Origin of the sequence: Streptomyces marokkonensis (assembly GCF_008312835.1) — a bacterium.
GTDB lineage: Bacteria > Actinomycetota > Actinomycetes > Streptomycetales > Streptomycetaceae > Streptomyces > Streptomyces marokkonensis_A.
Window position 1 is genome coordinate 108,989 of record NZ_VSKS01000002.1, and the last position, 22,288, is coordinate 131,276.

Genomic DNA, 22,288 nt, shown 5'->3' on the forward strand with positions numbered 1-22,288 from the left:
CCTCCGCCCGTGGCCGGGGACCCGTACGCGGCGGTCAGTGCGGCAGCGTGGCCGGGCTGCCGCCGTTGGCCTCGTAGCCGGCGACCGCCAGGGCGCGGTAGACCGCGAACTCGCCGGCGGGATCGGCGGACAGGGTCCAGGGCACCGCGCCCACGTGGCCGTCGATGTGTATCAGCTGGCTCATGGCCTCCGCCCAGCGCTCCGCGCGGACCAGGAAGAAGACCAGCAGATGCCGCACGTGCGCCAGCATCGGGTCGTCGGGACGGGCCGAGTGCACCGCGTGCAGCGCGCCGTGGATCGCCTTGCTGACGACCTCGCTCTGGTAGAAACCGGCGACCAGGGTCACCTCGGGGAGATGCTCGAACACCGCGAAGAGCGGCATCGCGGCGAGGAGGGACCCCTGGGGTGCCCGCGCCGCCGCGGCCTCCGCGAAGGAGTACGCCTGCTGCCGCGAGCCGTGCCACTTCTCGCACCAGTAGTGCAGCGCGGCCAGATGCGCGCCCATGTGGGCCGGGGCGCGGTCCAGGATCTTCAGCCAGACCTGCTCGAAGTCCTGCTGGGAGTAGCCGAGTCCACGGGCCACCGAGAGTTCCACGATGTACGGGACCGGGTCACCCGGAGCCAGCAGCGCCGCCTCGCCGCACGCCGCCTTCGCCTCCTCCATGATGATCCGGAACTCGTCCGTCCCGGGCGCGGCCGTCCGCCATGCCTGCTGGACCAGGAACTCGGCGTACACCGCGGCGCCGCCCGCGTCCTTGGGCGCCTCGGTCCGCCACACGCGCAGCCACTGCCCGCCCGGCGTCCCGCCCACCCCGCCGGGCCGCTGGGCCAGCTCCAGTGAGGCCGCGCCCGCGAAGGCCTGGACGCGCTGCCAGCGCAGTTCGCCCTCGGCGCCGGTGCCGGCCAGCAACTGCAGCGCCGCGCGGTAGTCCTGGGTGCGCTGCACCAGGTCCAGCACGTCCATCAGGTCCCCGTCGGGGCCGGGCATGCGGATGTCCAGCTCCTCCTCGCGGGCGAAGCCGTAGGTGGCCGGGTCCGCCGCGTCCGGGTGGCCGGGCGGGACCAGTCCCACCGCGCCGCGCCGGCGCCTGAGGAACGGCAGCACCACGAAGCCGAGCATGACGAGCGCGATCAGGACCCAGAGAATCTCCATGTCACAAGCGAACCAGACCGCGCCGACAATTGGCCAACCCTGTGCCCTGCCCCTGTGGAAAACTCCCCGGCAGCCGTCCCACGAGGCCCGCGCGGCCGCCCGCGCCCGTCATCCGCCCCGCCCGCGCACTACGCTCGGTGCCCATGAGTGACAGGCATATCAGTCAGCACTTCGAGACACTCGCGATTCACGCGGGCAACACCGCCGACCCCCTGACGGGCGCGGTCGTCCCGCCGATCTATCAGGTGTCCACCTACAAGCAGGACGGCGTCGGCGGCCTGCGCGGCGGCTACGAGTACAGCCGCAGCGCCAATCCGACCAGGACCGCGCTGGAGGAGAACCTCGCCGCCCTGGAGGGCGGCCGCCGCGGCCTCGCGTTCGCGTCCGGACTGGCGGCCGAGGACTGCCTGTTGCGTACGCTGCTCAGCCCCGGTGACCACGTGGTGATCCCGAACGACGCGTACGGCGGCACGTTCCGTCTCTTCGCCAAGGTCGTCGCCCGCTGGGGCGTGGAGTGGTCGGTGGCCGACACCTCCGACCCGGCCGCGGTGCGGGCCGCCCTCACCCCGAAGACCAAGGTCGTCTGGGTGGAGACCCCCTCCAACCCGCTGCTCGGCATCACCGACATCGCCGCCGTCGCCCAGGTCGCCGGGGACGCCGGCGCCCGGCTGGTCGTCGACAACACCTTCGCCACTCCGTACCTCCAGCAGCCGCTCGCGCTCGGCGCGGACGTCGTCGTGCACTCCCTGACCAAGTACATGGGCGGCCACTCGGACGTCGTCGGCGGCGCCCTGATCACCGGTGACGCGGACCTGGGCGAGGAGCTGGCGTACCACCAGAACGCGATGGGCGCGGTCGCCGGCCCCTTCGACTCCTGGCTGGTGCTGCGCGGCACCAAGACGCTCTCGGTGCGCATGGACCGGCACAGCGAGAACGCGACGAAGATCGCCGACATGCTCAGCCGCCACGCGCGCGTGACGAGCGTCCTGTACCCGGGACTGCCGGAGCACCCGGGGCACGAGGTCGCCGCCAAGCAGATGCGTGCCTTCGGCGGGATGGTCTCCTTCCGCGTGGAGGGCGGTGAGGAGGCGGCCGTCGAGGTCTGCGACCGGGCCCGGGTGTTCACGCTCGGCGAGTCGCTGGGCGGCGTCGAGTCCCTGATCGAGCACCCGGGGCGGATGACGCACGCGTCGGCGGCCGGTTCCGCGCTCGAGGTCCCCGCCGACCTGGTGCGCCTGTCCGTGGGCATCGAGAACGTCGACGACCTGCTCGAGGACCTCCAGCAGGCGCTCGGCCGGTAGATCCGTTCACCAGCCCGTCAGGGGTGGGGTCGTCTCCGAGGGCGGCTCCACCCAGGGGCGGGAGGTCAGCGCCCACACCGTGAACGCCACGGTCGTCGCCAGCAGCAGCAGCCACAGCACGCGGCGGGCGAGCGTCCTGCGCCGCAGGATGCGGGCCCCGCGCCGCACGGCGTCCGCGTGCAGGTCGGGCGGCACGGGCGGCGGCGACTGCTCCAGCAGCCGCCGTACGGTCGCCTCACGTCTCATCGCCGCCATACCGGCTCCCGTCTCATGACGGCACCGCCCGGGCGCCTCCCACCGCGGGCGCGGGGGGCCCGGGTGGGCGCAGCACGGTCGCCATCGCGCGGTTGAAGACGGCTCGCACGCGCTCCGCGGGCAGACCGAGCAGCGCCGCCGTCTGTTCCTCGGCGATGCCCTCGCGGAGCCGCAGCACCAGGACCAGACGTTCCTGCGGGCTCAGTCCGGCGAGCGGACCGCCGGGGCGGGGGCGGGAGCGGAGGAGTCCGCCGTGCTGGTGCCACGCGCCGCGCGCGAACCGGGTCGCCAGGTGCTGGCGGGTGTGGTCGTAGGGGTCCTCGCCGTGCAGGCGGTCCCAGCACGCGTACGTGTGGGCCAGTGACAGGGCCAGCAGGCGCCGCGCGCGCGGGTTGGCGTCCCGCGGCTCCGCGGTGAGCAGGGTCGCGGTGTGCAGCAGCCGTCCGCCCGCGCCCGCGACGTACGCCTCGAACTCGCGGGCGCGGAGGGCGTTCTCGGACGCGTGCCGTGGTCGCAACCGCACCTCCCCGTCGGGGCTTCTCCCTCATATCAGGTCAGTGCGCACCCCGCGGTCAAGAGTCGCGCACGCCCGACGGCGAGTTGTTCCGCCCCCGCCGGCCCTTCTCAGACGCCAGAGGGGCTGAATGAGCCCGTCCGGCGTTGGAGGACGAGGCCGTCCAGGGCCGAAGGGGGGCCGGGGGCGCAGCCCCCGGAGGTCAGGAGTCCGTACGGTCCTGAACGGACATCCGAGAGGACAGCGCACCGTTGAAGCGCGTGAGGAGCGCACAGAACGCCTCCCGCTCCTCCGGCGCCCAGTCCTGTGTCAGCTCGGCCATCAACTGACGCCGCGAGGAGCGCACTTCCTCCAGCCGCGCCTGCCCGCGCGGGGACAGCTGGAGCACGACCGCACGGCCGTCCTCGGGGTGCGAGGTCCGCTTGACCAGTCCGGTGTCCACGAGCGGGGCCACCTGACGGGTGACCGTCGAGGAGTCGATGCCCATGCTCCCGGCGAGCGCCTTGACGCCCATCGGGCCTTCCTTGTCGAGGCGGTTGAGCAGCAGGTACGCGGCGCGGTCCATCGAGTGGCGCACCTGGCCGACCCCGCCGAGCCGCGTCTGTTCGGCACGGCGGGCGAACAGCGCCACCTCGTGCTGCAGCGTGTCGAGAAGACCGGTGTCACCGACGGCTGTCAGGTCCGTCGTCATGTCCATCGACATTTCAGGTGTTGTGGGCATGGCCGGAGGCTCACTTCGTGGAGGGCTGCTAATTGGGGGACAGGGTACGCGGCCGGGGGGCGAGCCGTACCGGCGCTGCGCAAAGCGGAGTCCGCGGGTTGGTCACACCGGTCGCCGCCTCTCGTGGACTGCGATGCTGGAGCCATGAGCTACAGCACGGCCGGTTCCCTGCGGGCCGTCACTCTCGACGATGTGCGCGGCGCGCAGAAGATGCTCTCCGGCGTGGCGCGGACCACCGCGATGGAGGGCAGCAGGCACCTCTCCCAGCGGGTGGGCGCACCGGTGCACCTGAAGTGCGAGAACCTCCAGCGGACGGGGTCGTTCAAGCTGCGCGGCGCGTACGTCCGGATCGCCGGGCTGCTGCCCGAGGAGCGGGCCGCCGGTGTCGTCGCGGCGAGCGCCGGCAACCACGCGCAGGGCGTGGCGCTGGCGTCGTCGCTGCTCGGGGTGCGCTCCACGGTGTTCATGCCGAAGGGCGCCCCGTTGCCGAAGATCAGCGCGACCCGGGAGTACGGCGCCGAGGTGCGCCTGCACGGCCAGGTGGTCGACGAGACGCTGGCCGCGGCGGTGGAGTACGCGCACGAGACGGGCGCGGTGTTCATCCACCCCTTCGACCACCCGGACATCATCGCGGGCCAGGGCACGGTGGGTCTGGAGATCCTGGAGCAGTGCCCGGAGGTGCGCACGATCGTCGTCGGTGTCGGCGGGGGCGGGCTGGCCGCGGGGATCGCGGTCGCGGTGAAGGCGCTGCGGCCCGATGTGCGGATCGTCGGTGTGCAGGCGGCGGGCGCGGCGGCGTATCCGCCGTCGCTGGCGGCCGGCCGGCCGGTGGCGGTGCGCAACCCGGTGACGATGGCCGACGGGATCAAGGTGGGGCGGCCCGGTGACGTGCCGTTCGGGATCGTCGGCGAGCTGGTGGACGAGGTGTGCACGGTCACCGAGGACGAGCTGTCGGCCGCGCTGCTGCTGTGTCTGGAGCGGGCCAAACTGGTCGTCGAGCCGGCCGGGGCGAGTCCGGTCGCGGCGCTGCTGAGCCGTCCCGGGGCCTTCGAGGGGCCGGTCGTCGCGGTGCTGTCCGGCGGCAACGTGGACCCGGTGCTGATGGAGCGGGTGCTGCGGCACGGCATGGCGGCGCAGGGCCGCTACCTGGCCGTACGGCTGCGTCTGACGGACCGGCCGGGCGCCCTCGCCTCGCTTCTGGGGGCGTTGTCAGTGGTCGATGCGAACGTTCTCGACGTGAGTCACGTACGGACCGATCCACGGCTCGGGCTCACGGAGGCGGAGGTCGAGCTGCACCTGGAGACGAAGGGCCCGGCGCACTGCGCCGAGGTCGAACAGGCCCTGCGCGCGGCGGGATACACGGTCATGGACTGATGCCCGGAGGGGGTGTCACTCCTTCGTGTCATTCCATTGAGGGACGCGATACATCGCGTTATGGTGAGTCTCACGTCACTGTCCGGCAGTCGTGTTCCGCTGCGGTGCCGGGCAAAAAAATCTCAGCACATCACCGCGCGCAAACCTAGGCTTTCCGGAGAAATCACGACGACGTGGAGACTCATATGCCAGGCGCCATCTATGCCGAAGGTCTGGTGAAGACCTTCGGTGACGTGAGGGCACTGGACGGCGTCGACCTCGAGGTCCCCGAGGGAACCGTCCTGGGCCTGCTCGGGCCGAACGGCGCGGGCAAGACCACCACCGTCCGCTGCCTCACCACCCTGCTGCGGCCCGACAGCGGCAAGGCCGTCGTCGCGGGCATCGACGTGCTGAGGCACCCCGACGCCGTGCGCCGGTCCATCGGCCTGTCCGGCCAGTTCGCCGCCGTCGACGAGTATCTGACCGGCCGCGAGAACCTGCAGATGGTCGGGCAGCTCTACCAGATGAAGGCGAAGGCCGCGAAGGCCCGCGCGGACGAACTGCTGGAACAGTTCAACCTCGCGGACGCCGCCGACCGCACCGCGAAGACCTACTCCGGAGGCATGCGCCGCCGGCTCGACCTCGCGGCGGCCCTGGTCGTGTCACCGCCGGTGATGTTCATGGACGAGCCGACGACCGGCCTGGACCCGCGCAACCGCCAGCAGCTGTGGGAGGTGATCAAGCAGCTCGTCTCCGGGGGCACGACGCTGCTGCTCACCACCCAGTACCTGGAGGAGGCCGACCACCTGGCGCACGACATCGCGGTCGTCGACCACGGCCGGGTCATCGCCCAGGGCACCTCCGACCAGCTCAAGGCCCGCACCGGTGGGGAACGGGTCGAGGTCGTGGTGCACGACCGCGAGCACATCCCGGCCGCCTCCGCCCTCCTCGACAAGTACAGCCTGCGCGGCCCCGGTCAGGGCGACACCTCGGTCGAGGAGCACATGCGCAAGATCACCACACCGGTCTCCGGCGGGGCGAAGCTCCTCGCCGAGATCATCCGCGAGCTCGACACCGACGGCATCGAGATCGACGACATCGGCCTGCGCCGCCCCACCCTGGACGACGTCTTCCTCTCCCTCACCGGTCATGTCGCCGAGGCCGCGGCCGACGACGGCGCGCGGGACACCGAGAAGCCCCCCAGCGGTACCGCCCCGGCAAGGAGGCCCTGACATGAGTGCCGTCACCGACGCCGTGCGGGTCGCGCCACCCGGCAACCCCGTCGGCCAGTCGATCCGCGACTCCCTGGTCGTCGCCAAACGCAACCTGATCCGCATGGCCCGCATCCCCGAAGTGGTCATCTTCGGGCTCATCCAGCCGATCATGTTCGTCGTGCTGTTCTCGTACGTCTTCGGCGGCTCCATGGACATCGCCGGCAGCACCAGCCCGGAGGTCTACCGCGAGTTCCTGATGGCCGGGATCTTCGCCCAGACCGTCACCTTCGCCACCGCCGGAGCCGGTGCGGGCATCGCCGAGGACATGCACAAGGGGCTCATCGACCGCTTCCGCTCCCTGCCGATGGCGCGCGGCGCGGTGCTCACCGGCCGCACCCTCGCCGACCTGGTGCAGACGGCGCTCACCCTGCTCGTGCTCGCCGTGGTCGCCCTCCTGGTCGGCTGGCGCACCCACACCAGCGCCGGCGAGGTGCTCGGCGCGTTCGCGCTGCTGCTCCTGACCGGGTACGCCTTCACCTGGATCGGCGCGGTCATCGGCCTGTCGGTCCGCACCCCGGAGGCGGCCACCTCCGGCGGACTGGTCTGGCTCTTCCCGGTCACGTTCGTGTCGAACGCGTTCGTGGACTCCGGCAACATGACGCCCTGGCTGCGCCACATCGCCGACTGGAACCCGTTCAGCGCCACCGTCCAGGCCTGCCGCGAACTCTTCGGCAACCCCGGTGTCTCCACCTCGGACGCCTGGCCGATGCAGCACGCGGTGTGGGCCTCGCTGATCTACTCGGTCCTGATCATCGCGTTCTTCCGCACGCTCGCCGTGCGCAAGTACCGCTCGGCCGCGGCATGACGAAACCCCCGGCGCCGCACAGGGTGCCGGGGGTTTCGTCGGGACATCGCGGGGAGCGGGTCAGCCGTTGTACGGCTCGGCCTTGAGGATCTTCACGGAGGCCTTCTTGCCGTTGGGCAGCTCGTACTCCGCGTCGTCGCCGACCTTGTGGCCCATCACGCCGGAGCCGAGCGGGGACTGCGGCGAGTAGGTCTCGACGTCGGCGCTCGCGTACTCACGCGAGGCGAGCAGGAACGTCAGCGTGTCGTCCTCGTCGCCGTCGAAGGCGATCGTCACGACCATGCCGGGCGCCACGGCGCCGTCGGCCGCCGGGGCCTCGCCGACCTTGGCGTTCTCGAGGAGCTGGGTGAGCTGGCGCACACGGAGCTCCTGCTTGCCCTGCTCCTCCTTGGCCGCGTGGTACCCGCCGTTCTCCCGCAGGTCGCCCTCCTCACGCGCGGCGGCGATCTTGGCGGCGATCTCCGTGCGCGCGGGACCAGTAAGGTACTCAAGCTCGTCCTTGAGCTTGTTGTACGCCTCCTGGGTCAGCCAGGTGACGGACTCGCTGGTCTGGGTCACAGGTGCTCCTCGTAGGTACTGGGAAATACAAAGCATCGCCCTACCCAGAAGGATGGTCCTCCAGGGACGGGCGAAACCACGAGCCTAACAATTCAGTGCCCGCAGGGGGAGGACATAAGCCACCAGACTCATGTCAGCGCAGGTCAGTGGCCGGGTATTCCCCGCCACATCATCCCGCGTGGCAGCCGACCAGCTCGGCGGTGGTGCCCGGGGAGGTCGTGCGCAGGGTGACGACCTCGTCGATGCGCGTGGCGTCCTTGTCGAAGCGGAAATCGGCGCGGCCCACCTCGGCGCCGTCCTCGGCCTGGGAGCGCACCGTGCAGTACCCGGCGACGCCCGCGTCCTTGTGCACCTCGAGGTGCACCTTCACCGCGTCGTCGGAGATGTCGAAGCCGATCACCTCGGCGCTGATCTCGTTCTGCGCCACGTAGTGGTAGCCGAACCAGCCGATCAGCCCGAGCAGCAGCACCGACAGCACGGCGCCGACGACCTTGAGGGTGCGGTCGGCACGCTGGTCCGAGGAGCGGCCGTAACGGCCCTCGGGCAGCCGCGTGCTCGACGTACTCATGATCGTCTCCTCGGCAGGAAGGGACCCGCGTCCCCGTGGCGGTTTCCGGAGCGGAACTCCGGAATTTTTCGTCCCCCGATTCGGTCACTATAGAAGCCTGCGACTGCGCCGCCGCACACAGGGCGCCTAACGACTTGAGGATTGAGTCTTGACTGACCAGCTGCGACTGATGGCCGTCCACGCCCACCCCGACGACGAGTCGAGCAAGGGCGCGGCCACCATGGCGAAGTACGTGTCCGAGGGGGTGGACGTGCTGGTGGTGACCTGCACGGGCGGGGAGCGCGGCTCCATCCTCAACCCGAAACTGCAGGGCGACGCGTACATCGAGGAGAACATCCACGAGGTACGCAAGAAGGAGATGGACGAGGCCCGCGAGATCCTCGGCGTGAAGCAGGAGTGGCTCGGCTTCGTCGACTCCGGCCTGCCCGAGGGCGACCCGCTGCCGCCGCTGCCGGAGGGCTGCTTCGCCCTGGAGGACGTCGACAAGGCGGCCGGTGAGCTGGTGCGCAAGATCCGCGCGTTCCGTCCCCAGGTGATCACCACGTACGACGAGAACGGCGGGTACCCGCACCCCGACCACATCATGACCCACAAGATCACGATGGTGGCGTTCGAGGGTGCGGCGGACGCCGGGAAGTACCCGGAGGACGAGTTCGGTCCGGCGTACCAGCCGCTGAAGGTGTACTACAACCAGGGCTTCAACCGCCCCCGCACCGAGGCGCTGCACCAGGCCATGCTGGACCGGGGCCTGGAGTCGCCGTACGGGGACTGGCTCAAGCGCTGGAGCGAGTTCGAGCGCAAGGAGCGCACGCTCACCACGCACGTGCCGTGCGCCGACTTCTTCGAGATCCGCGACAAGGCGCTGATCGCGCACGCCACGCAGATCGATCCGGACGGGGGGTGGTTCCGGGTGCCGATGGACCTCCAGAAGAAGGTCTGGCCGACGGAGGAGTACGAGCTCGCGAAGTCGCTCGTCGATACCTCCCTCCCCGAGGACGACCTCTTCGCGGGCATCCGGGACAATGCCTGACATGAGCGCAAGCGCAAGCCTGGCAATGACCCACCTGGTGCCCCTGGCCAAGGAGCTCGACGAGGACAAGGTGACTCCCGGCGTCCTCGGGTTCATCGTGTTCGCGGTGATGGCTCTGGCGGTGTGGGGCCTGATGAAGTCGATGAACCGGCACATGGGGCGGGTGAACTTCGTGGAGTCCGAGGAGACCGGGGGCGAGACGGGGAGCGTCGTGGCCGACGGGGGTAAGAAGTCCGCCTGACCGCTGAGCGCTGCTGGGCGGTGTGAGCTGGGCACCCGGCGCTGGTGTGGGCCGGGGGGTGGTGGCGCAGCCCGGCGCCCGCGGGGTGCCTCCCCCACTCTCGGCTTCGCTCGAGCGGGAGGTACCCCCATCGCCCACCCGTGCCGCCCTGGGGGCACCTCCCAGGCCTTCAAGGCACCGGGGGAGGCACGACTGCCCGCAGCCGCGGTGACACGCGGCTGCTCGCCGTTACGGCTTTGACGGCACCGTTACTCCCATGATCTCTCGGGCGTTGCGGCTGGGGACCATGCCGAGGTGCCAGGCCTGCCAGCCGGACTCCAGGGTGACGCCCCGTTCCAGGAGGAGCTGGTAGGCCTCCACGCAGTCGGTCAGCTTGCCGTCGCGGGCGGGGTGGGTGGCCCGGCCCAGCCGGGACAGCTCCTCCTGGGCCACCGCCGTACCGACCTCCGTGCCGCCCGGCGCCGCGTACGGCAGCAGCGTGCAGCGCAGGAAGCGGGCCCAGTCCTCGCCGCGCCGGTCGCCGTACGACCCGAACAGGGTCACCGCCTCGTCGCACAGGGCGAGGGCCTGCTGCGTGCGCGCGTTGCCCGCGTCGACGACCGCCAGCTCCAGGCAGGTCCACGCCTCGCCGTGCGCCACCCCGATCCGCTGGAAGTCGGCGCGGGCGTCCACCAGCAGCTGGCGGGCGAAGCCGGAGTTGCGCAGCGACCCCGTCCGGGCCGCCCGCTGGTCCCGGGTCACCCGAGCCGAGTGGTGCCGGGCGCAGGCCAGTCCGTAGACGTCGCGCATCCGGGAGAACATCGTGCGGGCCCGTTCCAGCTCGCGTACCGCGCGGTCCAGGTCACCGGTCTCCTCCAGGGCCTGGCCCAGGTAGTACAGCGTCCAGGCCTCACCCCGCGCGTCCTCGTTGTCACGGTGCCGGGCGGCGGCCCGGCGCAGGTCCTCCACCGCCGGCGAGGCGTCACCGTCCACCAGCCGGGCCCGCGCCAGCTCCGTCAGCGCCCACGCCTCACCACGGGCGTCGCGCGTACGGCCGTACAGGTCAAGGGCCGTGCGCAGTTCGCTCTCCGCGCGCGGCACGTCACCCATCCGCAGGTTCAGCTGCCCCAGCTGGAAGTGCGCCCACGCCTGCCCGTGCAGGGACTCGCCCGCGCGGTGCAGCACCAGCGACTCGGTGAGCAGGTCCAGGGCCTCGGCCAGCCGGGCGCGGTCCCGTTCCACCGCCGCCAGCGCGTGCATCGTCCAGGCGCGGTCCGTGGCCAGCTCGGGCGCGGACTGCAGATCCAGCGACTCCCGCAGCCTCGCCGACGCCTCCGTCAGGTTGCCCTGGTGGTGCAGCGTGATGCCGAGCGAGGTCAGCGCCCGCGCCGCGCCCGCGTCGTGCTGCGCCTCCCGGTACAGGTCCACCACCGACGTCAGTGTGGCCCGCGCCGTGTCCAGCTCGCCGAGCTGCCGCGCCGCGATGCCGGTGCGCCACTGCACGGAGCGCACCAGCAGCCCCTCGTCCACGGCCTGCGCCAGCTCGTTGATCTCGCCGAGGCGGTAGAGGTCGCCGCGCAGCAGGCAGTAGTCGCACAGCGCGCCGAGCAGGTTCAGCACCGCTCCCCGGTCCACGCCCTCCGCGTGCCGCAGCGCCGCCGTGATGAAGCTCGACTCGTCGTCCAGCCAGCGCAGTGCCTCGTCCAGCGAGGTGAAGCCGTACGGGCCGAAGCGGTCCGAGCGGGTCGACATGTTGCCGTCGACCAGCCGCAGCACCGAGTCCGCGAGCTCGGCGTAGTTCACGATCAGCCGTTCCTGCGCGGCCGTGCGCTCGGCCGGGTCCTCCTCGTCGAGGAGCCGGGCCAGCGCGAACGCGCGGACGAGGTCGTGCAGCCGGTAGCGGCTGTGCCGTACGCGGTCGATCAGCCCGGCGCGGTCCAGCGCGGCCAGGTGCCGGGTCGCCTCGGCCTCGTCGGTGGCGAGGAGCGCCGCCACAGCGGCGGCACCCAGGGAGGCCCGGCCGGCCAGTGCCAGCCGGCGCAGCAGCCGGCGCAGGGTCTCGGGCTGGTCGGTGTAGCGCAGCCACAGGGCGCGCTCGACCGGCTCGACGGGCCCGTAGGCGCCCAGGTCGGTGGCGAGCGCGAGCGGCGAACGCGGACCCAGGGCCGCCCCGGCGACCCGCAGCGCCAGGGGCAGGCCCCCGCACAGCTCCCGCACCCGCTCGGCGGACTCGGCGTCGTACGGCCCCGAGGAGTCCTGCGCGGCGGCGGTGAGCAGCTCCTCCGCACCGGCGGCGTCCAGGGGCTCCACCGGCAGCTGGTGGACCCGGGCCGGCAGGTCGTCGGGCAGCCCGAGGGGTGCCCGGGAGGTGACCAGGACCAGGCTGTCGGAACGCTCCGGGATCAGCGTGCGGACCTGCTGCGGATCGGAGGCGTCGTCCAGCACGACCGTGACGGGCATCCCGGTCAGGTGCTGGTGGTACAGCTCGCCCAGTCGTCTGACCTGCTGGTCCGGGGACGACCGCTCACGGAACAGCAGTTGTTCGCGCGGGGCGCCGAGCCGGTTCAGCAGATGCAGCAGCGCGTCCCGGGTGGACAGCGGGGACTCACCCGGGCTGTCGCCGCGCAGGTCGACGACGCAGGCGCCGCGGAAGTGGTCCTTCAGCTCGTGCGCGGCGCGCACCGCGAGCGTCGTGCGGCCGCTGCCGGACGCCCCGTGCAGCACCACCACCGTCGGCTGGGTCTCGGTACTGGCGCGGGCCGCCTGCACCCACTGCCTGATCCGCGCCATTTCCTGCCGTCGGCCGGCGAACGGGCCCAGCGGTTCGGGGAGTTGCCCGAAGGACTGCTCCAGCACGCTGCGTCCGCGGGCCGCCGCGCTCTTGTCCGTGCCGCGCAGCCGCGGTCCCGCCTTCTTCGGCCCCGTGGACGCGGCCAGCACCCGCTGCTGGTCCAGGAACGGGCGGATCCCGCGCACCTCCAGTGCCGTCAGCCACTGCAGCCGCAGCTGTTCCGGCCCGCCCGGCTGGCTCACCGTGCCGGCCCGGTGATGGGCGGCGGGCACATGGACGCCGGCCACCTTCACCACGGTCGCCGCCGCGCCGACGACGCCGACGGTCACGCCCGCGCCCAGCGCCGTCCCGGTGCCCGTGCCGAGCGCCATGTCGGCGGCCACGGCCGCGAGCCCCGCCACCCCGGCCACCAGCAGCGGTGTCCCGGCGCCCTCGCGGGCGTAGCGCTGGCGGAAGGTGAGCCGGCCGGCCTCCGCCTCGTCCAGGGCACGCGTGTACGCCCCGTACTCCTCGGCCGCCGTCTCCGCCATCGCGTCCAGTGCCCCGCGGGCCCGTGCGAGCAGCACCTTCCCGTCCGTGCGTCCGCCCGACCGGCGCACCTCCTCCTCCACGGCCCGCGCCAACAGCCGCTCGGCATCAGCCCGGTGACTGTCCCGCATGTGATGTCCCCCTCCGGCGGCGTCGGCCGGTTCCGGCCGCGTTCCCTGGTCACAAGTGTGTCGTGCGGGGGCCGCCGTGGGGAGAGGGCCGGATCGCCCGGCTGTGTGCTGCCGGGCTCCGGGGCGGGTACTGCGGCAGGATGGACACCATGCCGAACCGACTGGCCCACGAGACGTCCCCGTACCTGCTCCAGCACGCCGACAACCCGGTCGACTGGTGGCCGTGGTCCCGGGAGGCCTTCGACGAGGCACGACGGCGTCAGGTGCCGGTGCTGCTGAGCGTCGGCTACTCCAGCTGCCACTGGTGCCATGTGATGGCGCACGAGTCCTTCGAGGACCGGGACACCGCCGACGTCATGAACGCGCACTTCGTCAGCGTCAAGGTCGACCGCGAGGAGCGGCCCGACGTCGACGCCGTCTACATGGAGGCGGTGCAGGCGGCGACCGGGCACGGCGGGTGGCCCATGACCGTGTTCCTCACGCCGGACGCCGAGCCGTTCTACTTCGGTACGTACTTCCCGCCCGCGCCCCGGCACGGCATGCCGTCGTTCCGGCAGGTGCTCCAGGGCGTGCACCAGGCGTGGGACGAGCGGCGGGACGAGGTCGGCGAGGTCGCCGGGAAGATCACCCGGGACCTGGCCGACCGGGAGCTGTCCTACGGCGACGACCGGGTGCCCGGTGAGCAGGAGCTCGCACAGGCGCTGCTCGGGCTGACCCGCGAGTACGACCCGCAGCGCGGCGGGTTCGGCGGGGCGCCGAAGTTCCCGCCGTCCATGGTGATCGAGTTCCTGCTGCGGCACCACGCCCGCACCGGCGCCGAGGGCGCGCTGCAGATGGCGCGGGACACGTGCGAGCGGATGGCGCGCGGCGGGATCTACGACCAGCTCGGCGGGGGCTTCGCGCGGTACTCCGTGGACCGGGACTGGGTGGTGCCGCACTTCGAGAAGATGCTGTACGACAACGCGCTGCTGTGCCGCGTCTACGCGCACCTGTGGCGGTCCACGGGGTCGGAACTCGCGCGCCGGGTGGCGCTGGAGACCGCCGACTTCATGGTCCGGGAGCTGCGCACACCGGAGGGCGGGTTCGCGTCGGCGCTGGACGCGGACAGCGACGACGGTACCGGGAAGCACGTGGAGGGTGCCTACTACGTGTGGACGACCGCGCAGCTGCGCGAGGTCCTCGGTGAGGAGGACGCGGAACTGGCCGCGCGGTACTTCGGGGTGACCGAGGAGGGCACCTTCGAGGAGGGCGCCTCGGTGCTGCAGCTTCCGCAGCGGGACGAGGTGTTCGACGCGGGGCGGATCGGCGGCATCAGGGAGCGGCTGCTCGCGGCGCGCTCCGCGCGGCCCGCCCCCGGCCGGGACGACAAGGTGGTCGCCGCCTGGAACGGTCTGGCGATCGCGGCGCTCGCCGAGACCGGGGCCTACTTCGACCGGCCCGACCTGACGGAGGCGGCCGTCGCCGCCGGGGACCTGCTGGTGCGGCTGCACCTCGACGAGCAGGCCCGTATCGCCCGTACCAGCAAGGACGGGCACGTCGGTGCCAACGCGGGGGTGCTGGAGGACTACGCCGATGTCGCCGAGGGCTTCCTGGCGCTCGCGTCGGTGACCGGGGAGGGGGTGTGGCTGGAGTTCGCCGGGCTGCTGGTCGACCACATCCTGGCGCGTTTCACCGACGACGCGTCGGGTGCGCTGTACGACACGGCGTCGGACGCGGAACGGCTGATCCGGCGCCCACAGGACCCGACCGACAACGCCGCGCCGTCCGGCTGGACGGCGGCGGCGGGCGCGCTGCTGAGCTATGCCGCGCACACCGGCTCCGAGCCCCATCGTCTCGCGGCCGAACGGGCGTTGGGGGTGGTGAAGGCGCTCGGTCCGCGGGTGCCGCGGTTCATCGGGTGGGGGCTCGCGGTCGCCGAGGCGGTGCTGGACGGCCCGCGGGAGATCGCGGTGGTCGGCCCGGCGCCCGGCGACCCGGCGACCGCGGCCCTGCACCGTACGGCGCTCCGGGGCGCCGCCCCCGGCGCGGTGGTCGCCGTCGGGACCGAGGGGAGTGACGAGTTCCCGCTGCTCGCCGACCGTCCCCTCGTCGGCGGTGAACCGGCCGCCTATGTCTGCCGTAACTTCACGTGCGACGCACCGACGACCGATCCCGACCGGTTGCGCGCGGCACTGGGCGGCTGAACAGACGGCTGCACCAGGCGCGTTGGGCTGCGCGGAAGCATGAGGATCCGGTCGAAGCCCGTCTGATTCCGGTCAACTCCGTTGCGGCGCCGCACCGTTCCGCAACAGGGTCTTTATCGGAAGTGCCCCCACGTTTCACAATTCCCCCTTAATCTCTGCACGGTGACGTGACGGATGGGGCGCCATTCGAGTGACGCGCCGTCACGTCGCGGGGGTTTCGGGATCTGGGGGGATCTGTTTGCTCACGTCTGTCTTCATTGCTGTCGTTTCGCTGGCCTTGTTCTGGATGGCCGCGTTCACTTTGTGGTGGCAGATGCACGCCTGGCGTACGCCCGAGGTGCTGGCCTCCACCCGGTTCAGCAGCCCGGACGGCGGCGAGCATCGGTCGTTCTCGCTGTTGCTGCCGGCCCGCCACGAACAGGCGGTGCTCGACCACACCATCCAGCGGCTGCTCGAGTCGAGCCACACCGACTTCGAGATCATCGTGATCGTCGGCCACGACGATCCCGAGACCACCGCCGTGGCCGAGGCGGCGGCCGGCCGGGACCCACGGGTCCGGGTGGTCGTCGACACCCACGAGAAGAAGAACAAACCGAAGGCCATGAACACGGCGCTGCCGCACTGCCGCGGCGACGTCGTCGGGGTCTTCGACGCCGAGGACCAGGTCCACCCGGAACTCCTCGCCCACGTCGACCACGCCTTCCGCTCCACCGGAGCCGACGTGGTCCAGGGCGGGGTGCAGCTGATCAACTTCCACTCCAGCTGGTACAGCCTGCGCAACTGCCTGGAGTACTTCTTCTGGTTCCGCTCGCGGCTCCACCTGCACGCGCAGAAAGGGTTCATTCCGCTCGGCGGCAACACGGTCTTCGTCCGCACCGACGTGCTGCGGGAAGCGGACGGCTGGGACCCCGACTGCCTCGCCGAGGACTGCGATCTGGGCGTCCGGCTCTCCAGCGTCGGCAAGAAGGTCGTCGTCGCCTACGACTCCGACATGGTGACCCGCGAGGAGACCCCGGGCTCGCTGATGTCGCTGCTGAAACAGCGCACCCGCTGGAACCAGGGCTTCCTGCAGGTGTACCGGAAGAAGGACTGGAAGCAACTGCCCGCGTTCGGGCAGCGGATGCTCGCCCGCTACACGCTGATGACTCCCTTCCTCCAGGCGTTCACCGGCCTGATCATCCCGCTGAACGTGGCGGTCGCGCTCTTCCTCGACGTGCCCGTCTCCATCGCCTTCATCACCTTCCTGCCGGCCGTCACCGCCCTCGTCACCTTCGTCTTCGAGGTGGTCGGGCTGCACGACTTCGGCAAGCAGTACGGGCTGCGCGTCCGGTTCGTCCACTACCTCAAGCTCGTCGTGGGCGGCCCCTTCTACCAGGTGCTCCTGGCCGGTGCCGCGCTCCGCGCGGTGTGGCGCGAGCAGCGCGGCCGCAACGACTGGGAGCTGACCACGCACGTCGGCGCGCACATCGACGCGCCCGCGGCGTCTCGGGACGCCTCCGCCGTGACCCGTGACGCCGCGACCCGAGAGGACGTTCCCGCGTGACCTCCACCCTTCCCGCGGTGACCGGCCCGAAGGTCCCCGCGCAGCGCCGACCCGTGCCCACCACCGGTCCGGCGGGCCGGACGCCGCCACCGAGCCGGCTCCGCTCCTCCCGTTCCGACCTCCTCCTCTGCGGTGGCCTCCTGGTCGCGATCCTCGTCGTCCAGGGCTGGAACATCGCCGACTACCCGACCCTCAGCGACGACGAGGGCACCTACCTCGCCCAGGCCTGGGCCGTCCAGGAGGGCCGGGGCCTCGCCCACTACACCTACTGGTACGACCACCCGCCGCTCGGCTGGATCCAGCTCGCCGTCCTGACCTGGATACCGGCGATGATCAGCCCCGAGTCGATGACCGTCGGCACCATGCGCGGCGTGATGCTGCTGATCAGCGGCATCAGCGCGGTCCTGGTCTACGTCCTCGGGCGCCGCCTCGCCCTGCCCCGCTGGGCGGCCGGGCTCGGCATGGTGATCTTCGGGCTCTCCCCGTTGTCCGTCGTCCTGCAGCGCGAGATCTTCCTCGACAACCTCGCGGTGATGTGGACGCTGCTCGCCTTCACCCTCGCCGCCTCCCCGAGCCGCCACCTGTGGCACCACTTCGGCGCGGGCATCGCCGCCGCCGTCGGCGTCCTCACCAAGGAGACGATGCTGGTCGTCCTGCCCGCCCTGTTCGTCACCGCCTGGCGCCACAGCCACAAGGACACCCGCAAGTTCGCGCTGACCGGCGCCGTCACGGCCTGCGCGCTGATCGGGTTCTCCTACCCGCTGTTCGCCCTGCTCAAGGGCGAGCTGTTCCCGGGCAGCGGACACGTCTCCCTGTGGGACGGCGTCGCGTACCAGATGACCCGGCCGGGCTCCGGCTTCGTCCTCGACGAGGGCTCCGGCTCCTGGGGCGTGCTCCAGTCCTGGCTGTACTACGACCGCATCCTGCCCCTCGGCGGCCTCGCGGGCGCCCTGCTGCTGATCGCCACCTGGCGTTGGTCGGTCACCGCCCGCGCACTGGCCGGCCCGGCCCTCACCGTCGCGATCCTGGCCGCGCTGGCCCTGCGCCCGGACGGCTACCTGCCCGCCATGTACATCATCCAGGCGCTGCCCTTCCTCGCCCTCGTCCTGGCCGGCGGCACGGCCAGCGTCGCCCACGCCGTGCTGCGCCGACGGCGCTCCGCGACCGAGTCACGGCCGCTGACCTGGGCCCGGTACACCCTCGCCGGTGTCCTCGCCCTCGCCGCCACCGCCTACGTCGTGCCCCGCTGGTACGACGGCGCCCGCACCGCCGTCACCACCGAGGCCAACGCCCCCTACGAGGCGGCCTCGACGTGGATGGCCACCGAGGTGGCAGACCCGGCGGGCACCCGGGTGCTGGTCGACGACGCCATGTGGCTGGACCTGGTGCACGCCGGGTACCGGCCCGGCCTCGGCGTCATCTGGTTCTACAAGGCCGACCTCGACCCCGCGGTGACCGACACCATGCCGAACGGCTGGCGGGACATCGACTACGTGGTCGCCTCACCGACGGTACGGCGCGACGCGAAGGACCTGCCCAACGTCAGGCAGGCCATCGAGCACTCGAAGCCGGTCGCCGTGTTCGGCACCGGTGAGGACCGTATCGAGATCCGCCAGGTCGAGACCGCCGGAGGCACCCGATGAGCCAGGAGTCCATTGTCCCCGGCGAGTTGGGCGATCCCGCGCTCGACCCGGTGGAGGTGCCGGAGCCCGGCGCCGTCACCATCGTCGTGCCCACCTTCAACGAGTCCGCCAACGTGCGGCAGTTGCTGCACCAGATCACCGAGTCGGTGCCCGCCCGGCTGCCCTGCGAGGTCGTCTTCGTGGACGATTCCACCGACGACACCCCCGACGTCATCCGGGAGGCGGCCCAGGACTGCCCCTTCCCGGTCACCGTCCTGCACCGCGAGGAAGCCGTCGGCGGGCTCGGCGGCGCGGTCGTCGAGGGCATCAGGGCCGCCTCGTCCGACTGGGTCGTCGTCATGGACGGCGACTGCCAGCATCCGCCGTCCCTGGTCCCGGAGCTGGTGGCGACGGGGGAGCGGGCGAACGCCGGGCTCGTCGTCGCGTCCCGGTACATCAAGGGCGGCAGCCGGGCCGGGCTCGCCGGCAGCTACCGGGTGGCCGTCTCGCGCGGGGCGACCTGGCTGACCAAGTCTCTCTTCCCGCGCCGGCTGCACGGCATCAGCGACCCCATGAGCGGCTTCTTCGCCATCCGCCGCGGCGCCGTCACCGCCGACGTCCTCCAGCCCCTCGGGTACAAGATCCTCCTCGAACTCGCCGTCCGCAGCCGCCCCCGCACGGTCACCGAGGTGCCGTTCGTCTTCCAGGAGCGCTTCGCCGGCGAGTCCAAGTCGACCGCGAAGGAGGGAATGCGCTTCCTGCGGCACCTCGCCGGGCTGCGCACGCGGTCCCCCCTCGCCCGTATGGTCGTCTTCGGACTGATCGGGCTCACCGGCTTCGTACCCAACCTGGCCGCGCTGTGGGCGCTGACCGAGGCCGGGCTGCACTATCTGCCCGCCGAGATCGTCGCCAACCAGTTCGGCGTGGCCTGGAACTTCCTGCTGATCGAGAAACTGCTGTTCCGCGAGCGGCGGCGGCACCGGCACTGGGCCGACCGCACCGCGCGGTTCGCGCTGCTCGCCAACGCCGACCTGGTGCTGCGCCTGCCGCTGATCGCGCTGCTGGTCGGCCAGTTCGGCATGGCGGCACTGCCCGCCACCGCGCTGGCGCTCGTGATCACCTTCGTCCTGCGCTTCGTGGGGACCGAAGCGCTGGTGTACCTCCCGAGCAGGAGCCGTACGGCAAGGAGCACCGCATGAGAACACCCGGAAAACCGCCGGCGTCCAGACGCACCACGGCCCTGCTGGCCGTCGGTGCCCTCACCACCGGCCTCCTCCTGACCGCCCCGCAACCCGCCTCGGCGGCCAACCTCATCAAGAACCCGGGCTTCGAGACCGCCGGCACCGGCGACATGCCGTACTGCTGGGAGAAGTCCGGCTGGGGCGACAACGACTTCACCTTCACCACCACCGCCGACGCGCACACCGGCGACAAGGCGATGAAGGTGGAACTGACCCGCCGCGTCGACGGCGACCGCAAGGCCCTGATCACCGAGTCCGCCGACTGCGCGCCCGTGGTGACGCCGGGCAGGCAGTACGACCTCGGGCTCTGGTACAGGACGACCACCCCGGACGCGGCCGTCACCCTGTTCCGGCACGACACCACGGCCGGCTGGCAGTACTGGACCGACCTCAAGACCCTCGACATGCAGGCGGCCTGGACCGAGGCCACCGTCCGCACCCCCGAGGTCCCCGCCGGCACCGACCGCATCTCCTGGGGCGTGTCCGTCTACGGCACCGGCTCCGCCACCACCGACGACTACACGATGGAACAGGTCGCCGAGCCGGTCCCGGAACCCGGCTGCACGGGCACCGCCCAGGAGTGCGCCGACGGCAGCTGGGAGGTCCTGCCCGCGCAGAACCCCGTCCGCTCCATGCACTCCGTGGTCCTGCCGGGCGGCAAGGTGCTGCTGATCGCCGGCTCCGGCAACGACCCGGAGCTGTTCGAGGCGGGCACCTTCACCAGCGCCGTCTACGACCCTTCGAGCGGCACCTACAAGGTCATCCCGACCCCGGACGACATGTTCTGCGCCGGGCACGTCCAGCTCGAGGACGGCCGGGTCCTGATCATGAGCGGCAACAAGGGCTACCCGTCCGCCGACGGCACCATCGGCTACCAGGGCTACAAGGACTCGTACGTCTTCGACCCGGAGACCGAGTCGTACACGAAGACCAACGACATGAACGACGGCCACTGGTACCCGTCGGCGACGATCCTCGGCAACGGCGACGTGATCAGCTTCGGCGGTCTGCGCGAGGACTCCACCGGCTCGGTCACCGCCGAGCGGTGGTCGGACGCCGAACAGCGGTGGCTGCCCACCTGGAAGGTCAACCAGACCTGGTCGTACTGGGGTCTGTACCCGTCGATGATCCTGATGCAGGACGGCCGCCTCTTCTACTCCGGCAGCCACGTCTTCGGCAACAACATCCCGGGCACCGGCTCCGCGATCTACGACTACGACGCCAACACCATCACCCAGGTCCCGGGCCTGCAGAGCAAGGACGAGCGGGACCAGTCGGCGAGCGTGCTGCTGCCCCCGGCGCAGGACCAGAAGGTCCTCACCCTCGGCGGCGGCAACATCGACTCCAACCCGGACGCGAACCGGCTCACCGACATCATCGACCTCAAGCAGCCGAACCCGTCCTACGTCGCCGGCCCGCCGATCCCGCAGGGCACCGTCGACCACGGCAACGGCCCGGTGCCGCAGACCGGCGACCAGGGCAAGATGTACCTCTCCGCCGTCCTGCTGCCCGACGGCAAGGTGCTGGAGACCGGCGGCGCGCTGCACAACCGAGCCAACCCGGTGTTCGAGACGTCGGTCTTCGACCCGGCCTCGGAGACCTTCGACCCGGTGGCGGTCGACCCGGAGGCGCGCGGCTACCACTCCTCGGCGTTCCTGCTGCCCGACGGCCGCGTGATGACCACCGGCGACAACCCGGGCAACGGCTCCTGGAACCACAACGTGTCGGTCTACAGCCCGCCCTACCTCTTCAAGGGGGAGCGGCCGGCGATCACCTCGGTCATCGACACCGAGTGGAACTACGGCGACACCCAGCGGATCACCGTCGACCGGCCCATCGCCAAGGCGGAGCTGATCCGCCCGGCCGCCGTGACCCACTCCTCGGACCCGAACCAGCGGTTCGTGGACCTGCCGCTGTCCGTCGACGGCAACACCGTCGACCTGAACGTGACGAGCAACCCCAACCTGGCCCCGCCCGGCTGGTACATGCTCTTCGCGGTCGATGCCAACGGGGTTCCCTCGGTGGCGAAGTGGGTGCACCTCCGGGGCCCGGCGGCCCTCACCGCCCAGGACGCCTCCGCCCACGTCCACGACTTCGCGGACGCCCCGGCGGGCAAGGTGACCGAGCCGGGCAGGAAGCGCGCGTCACAGCCGGTCGCCCCGACCGTCTCGGGCTGCGACCGCCACTACGGCTCCGCCAACGTCTGCGTACCGACGGCCTTCCCGGCGGACGTGAAGCCGACCACGCTCGCCCGCTGCACGTGGCTGAAGGACCACGACTACGGCCGCCTGAAGGTCAACGGCAAGGACGACCCGCTGAAGCTGGACAGAAACCGCGACGGCATCGCCTGCGGCAAGAAGGATCTGAGGGTGCGCTGAGGGCGCCCCCGAAGGGGCGGCGGGGCCGTAACGATGTGCGGCTCCGCCGCGTGGGCGCGACCAGCCACAACGGCCCGCAGTTCCCCACTGCGCTCACCCCCCCCACGGCGCTCACCCCC

General features: G+C 71.7%; 18 protein-coding genes. 11 read left to right on the forward strand and 7 right to left on the reverse strand.

What is annotated here, in order from left to right:
* Positions 1–34: 34 nt before the first annotated feature.
* Positions 35–1,153 (reverse strand): hypothetical protein, encoded by a 1,119-nt coding sequence (locus F1615_RS03275; protein ID WP_149547334.1) that lies wholly within the window; start codon positions 1,151–1,153, stop codon positions 35–37.
* Between the two features lie 143 nt (positions 1,154–1,296).
* On the opposite strand from F1615_RS03275, the gene F1615_RS03280 reads away from it, so the two are divergent.
* Complete coding sequence (locus tag F1615_RS03280) at positions 1,297–2,454, forward strand: cystathionine gamma-synthase (RefSeq protein WP_149547335.1); 1,158 nt, start codon at positions 1,297–1,299, stop codon at positions 2,452–2,454.
* 6 nt (positions 2,455–2,460) lie between these two features.
* On the opposite strand, the gene F1615_RS03285 is transcribed toward F1615_RS03280, so the two are convergent.
* The 3 genes from F1615_RS03285 to F1615_RS03295 form a co-directional block, all read right to left on the reverse strand.
* Positions 2,461–2,709, reverse strand: coding sequence for a hypothetical protein (locus tag F1615_RS03285; protein ID WP_149547336.1), 249 nt, complete (start codon positions 2,707–2,709; stop codon positions 2,461–2,463).
* 13 nt (positions 2,710–2,722) lie between these two features.
* Entirely contained in the window at positions 2,723–3,226 is a 504-nt protein-coding gene (locus tag F1615_RS03290) for a sigma factor-like helix-turn-helix DNA-binding protein (protein ID WP_149547337.1), read from the reverse strand.
* A gap of 199 nt (positions 3,227–3,425) precedes the next feature.
* Positions 3,426–3,944 carry a MarR family winged helix-turn-helix transcriptional regulator gene (locus tag F1615_RS03295; RefSeq protein ID WP_388234674.1) on the reverse strand — a complete coding sequence of 173 codons (519 nt, stop codon included), beginning with the start codon at positions 3,942–3,944 and terminating at the stop codon, positions 3,426–3,428.
* 144 nt (positions 3,945–4,088) lie between these two features.
* On the opposite strand from F1615_RS03295, the gene ilvA reads away from it, so the two are divergent.
* From ilvA to F1615_RS03310, 3 genes are all read left to right on the forward strand, one after another.
* Positions 4,089–5,318: a threonine ammonia-lyase gene (gene ilvA, locus F1615_RS03300; RefSeq protein ID WP_149547338.1), complete on the forward strand. Its 1,230-nt coding sequence runs from the start codon at positions 4,089–4,091 to the stop codon at positions 5,316–5,318.
* A gap of 185 nt (positions 5,319–5,503) precedes the next feature.
* On the forward strand, positions 5,504–6,529 hold the full coding sequence (locus F1615_RS03305; protein WP_149547339.1) for an ATP-binding cassette domain-containing protein: 1,026 nt from the start codon (positions 5,504–5,506) through the stop codon (positions 6,527–6,529).
* A 1-nt stretch (position 6,530) separates the two neighbouring features.
* Positions 6,531–7,376 (forward strand): ABC transporter permease, encoded by an 846-nt coding sequence (locus F1615_RS03310; RefSeq protein ID WP_149547340.1) that lies wholly within the window; start codon positions 6,531–6,533, stop codon positions 7,374–7,376.
* Between the two features lie 60 nt (positions 7,377–7,436).
* Here the strand turns inward: F1615_RS03310 and greA are convergent, their stop codons facing one another.
* Positions 7,437–7,934 carry a transcription elongation factor GreA gene (gene greA / locus F1615_RS03315; RefSeq protein ID WP_037932683.1) on the reverse strand — a complete coding sequence of 166 codons (498 nt, stop codon included), beginning with the start codon at positions 7,932–7,934 and terminating at the stop codon, positions 7,437–7,439.
* A gap of 169 nt (positions 7,935–8,103) precedes the next feature.
* Complete coding sequence (locus tag F1615_RS03320) at positions 8,104–8,502, reverse strand: DUF4307 domain-containing protein (RefSeq protein ID WP_149547341.1); 399 nt, start codon at positions 8,500–8,502, stop codon at positions 8,104–8,106.
* Positions 8,503–8,650: 148 nt separating this feature from the next.
* Here F1615_RS03320 and mca point away from each other — a divergent pair, with 148 nt between their 5' ends.
* Positions 8,651–9,532, forward strand: a complete 882-nt coding sequence (mca, locus tag F1615_RS03325) for a mycothiol conjugate amidase Mca (protein ID WP_149547342.1) — start codon at positions 8,651–8,653, stop codon at positions 9,530–9,532.
* Positions 9,525–9,773 carry a hypothetical protein gene (locus F1615_RS03330; protein ID WP_167533649.1) on the forward strand — a complete coding sequence of 83 codons (249 nt, stop codon included), beginning with the start codon at positions 9,525–9,527 and terminating at the stop codon, positions 9,771–9,773. The genes mca and F1615_RS03330 overlap by 8 nt, the downstream gene beginning before the upstream one ends.
* Positions 9,774–10,001: 228 nt before the next feature.
* Here the strand turns inward: F1615_RS03330 and F1615_RS03335 are convergent, their stop codons facing one another.
* Entirely contained in the window at positions 10,002–13,202 is a 3,201-nt protein-coding gene (locus F1615_RS03335) for a tetratricopeptide repeat protein (protein WP_149547344.1), read from the reverse strand.
* Between the two features lie 149 nt (positions 13,203–13,351).
* On the opposite strand from F1615_RS03335, the gene F1615_RS03340 reads away from it, so the two are divergent.
* The 5 genes from F1615_RS03340 (at position 13,352) to F1615_RS03360 (ending at position 22,169) form a co-directional block, all read left to right on the forward strand.
* On the forward strand, positions 13,352–15,385 hold the full coding sequence (locus tag F1615_RS03340) for a thioredoxin domain-containing protein (RefSeq protein WP_149547345.1): 2,034 nt from the start codon (positions 13,352–13,354) through the stop codon (positions 15,383–15,385).
* A 238-nt stretch (positions 15,386–15,623) separates the two neighbouring features.
* Complete coding sequence (locus tag F1615_RS03345; protein ID WP_149547346.1) at positions 15,624–16,928, forward strand: glycosyltransferase; 1,305 nt, start codon at positions 15,624–15,626, stop codon at positions 16,926–16,928.
* Positions 16,925–18,571, forward strand: a complete 1,647-nt coding sequence (locus F1615_RS03350; RefSeq protein WP_149547347.1) for an ArnT family glycosyltransferase — start codon at positions 16,925–16,927, stop codon at positions 18,569–18,571. Before F1615_RS03345 ends, F1615_RS03350 begins: the two co-directional genes overlap by 4 nt.
* On the forward strand, positions 18,568–19,749 hold the full coding sequence (locus F1615_RS03355; RefSeq protein ID WP_149547348.1) for a glycosyltransferase: 1,182 nt from the start codon (positions 18,568–18,570) through the stop codon (positions 19,747–19,749). The genes F1615_RS03350 and F1615_RS03355 overlap by 4 nt, the downstream gene beginning before the upstream one ends.
* Positions 19,746–22,169, forward strand: a complete 2,424-nt coding sequence (locus tag F1615_RS03360; RefSeq protein ID WP_149547349.1) for a galactose oxidase-like domain-containing protein — start codon at positions 19,746–19,748, stop codon at positions 22,167–22,169. Before F1615_RS03355 ends, F1615_RS03360 begins: the two co-directional genes overlap by 4 nt.
* The last annotated feature ends 119 nt before the right edge of the window (positions 22,170–22,288 follow it).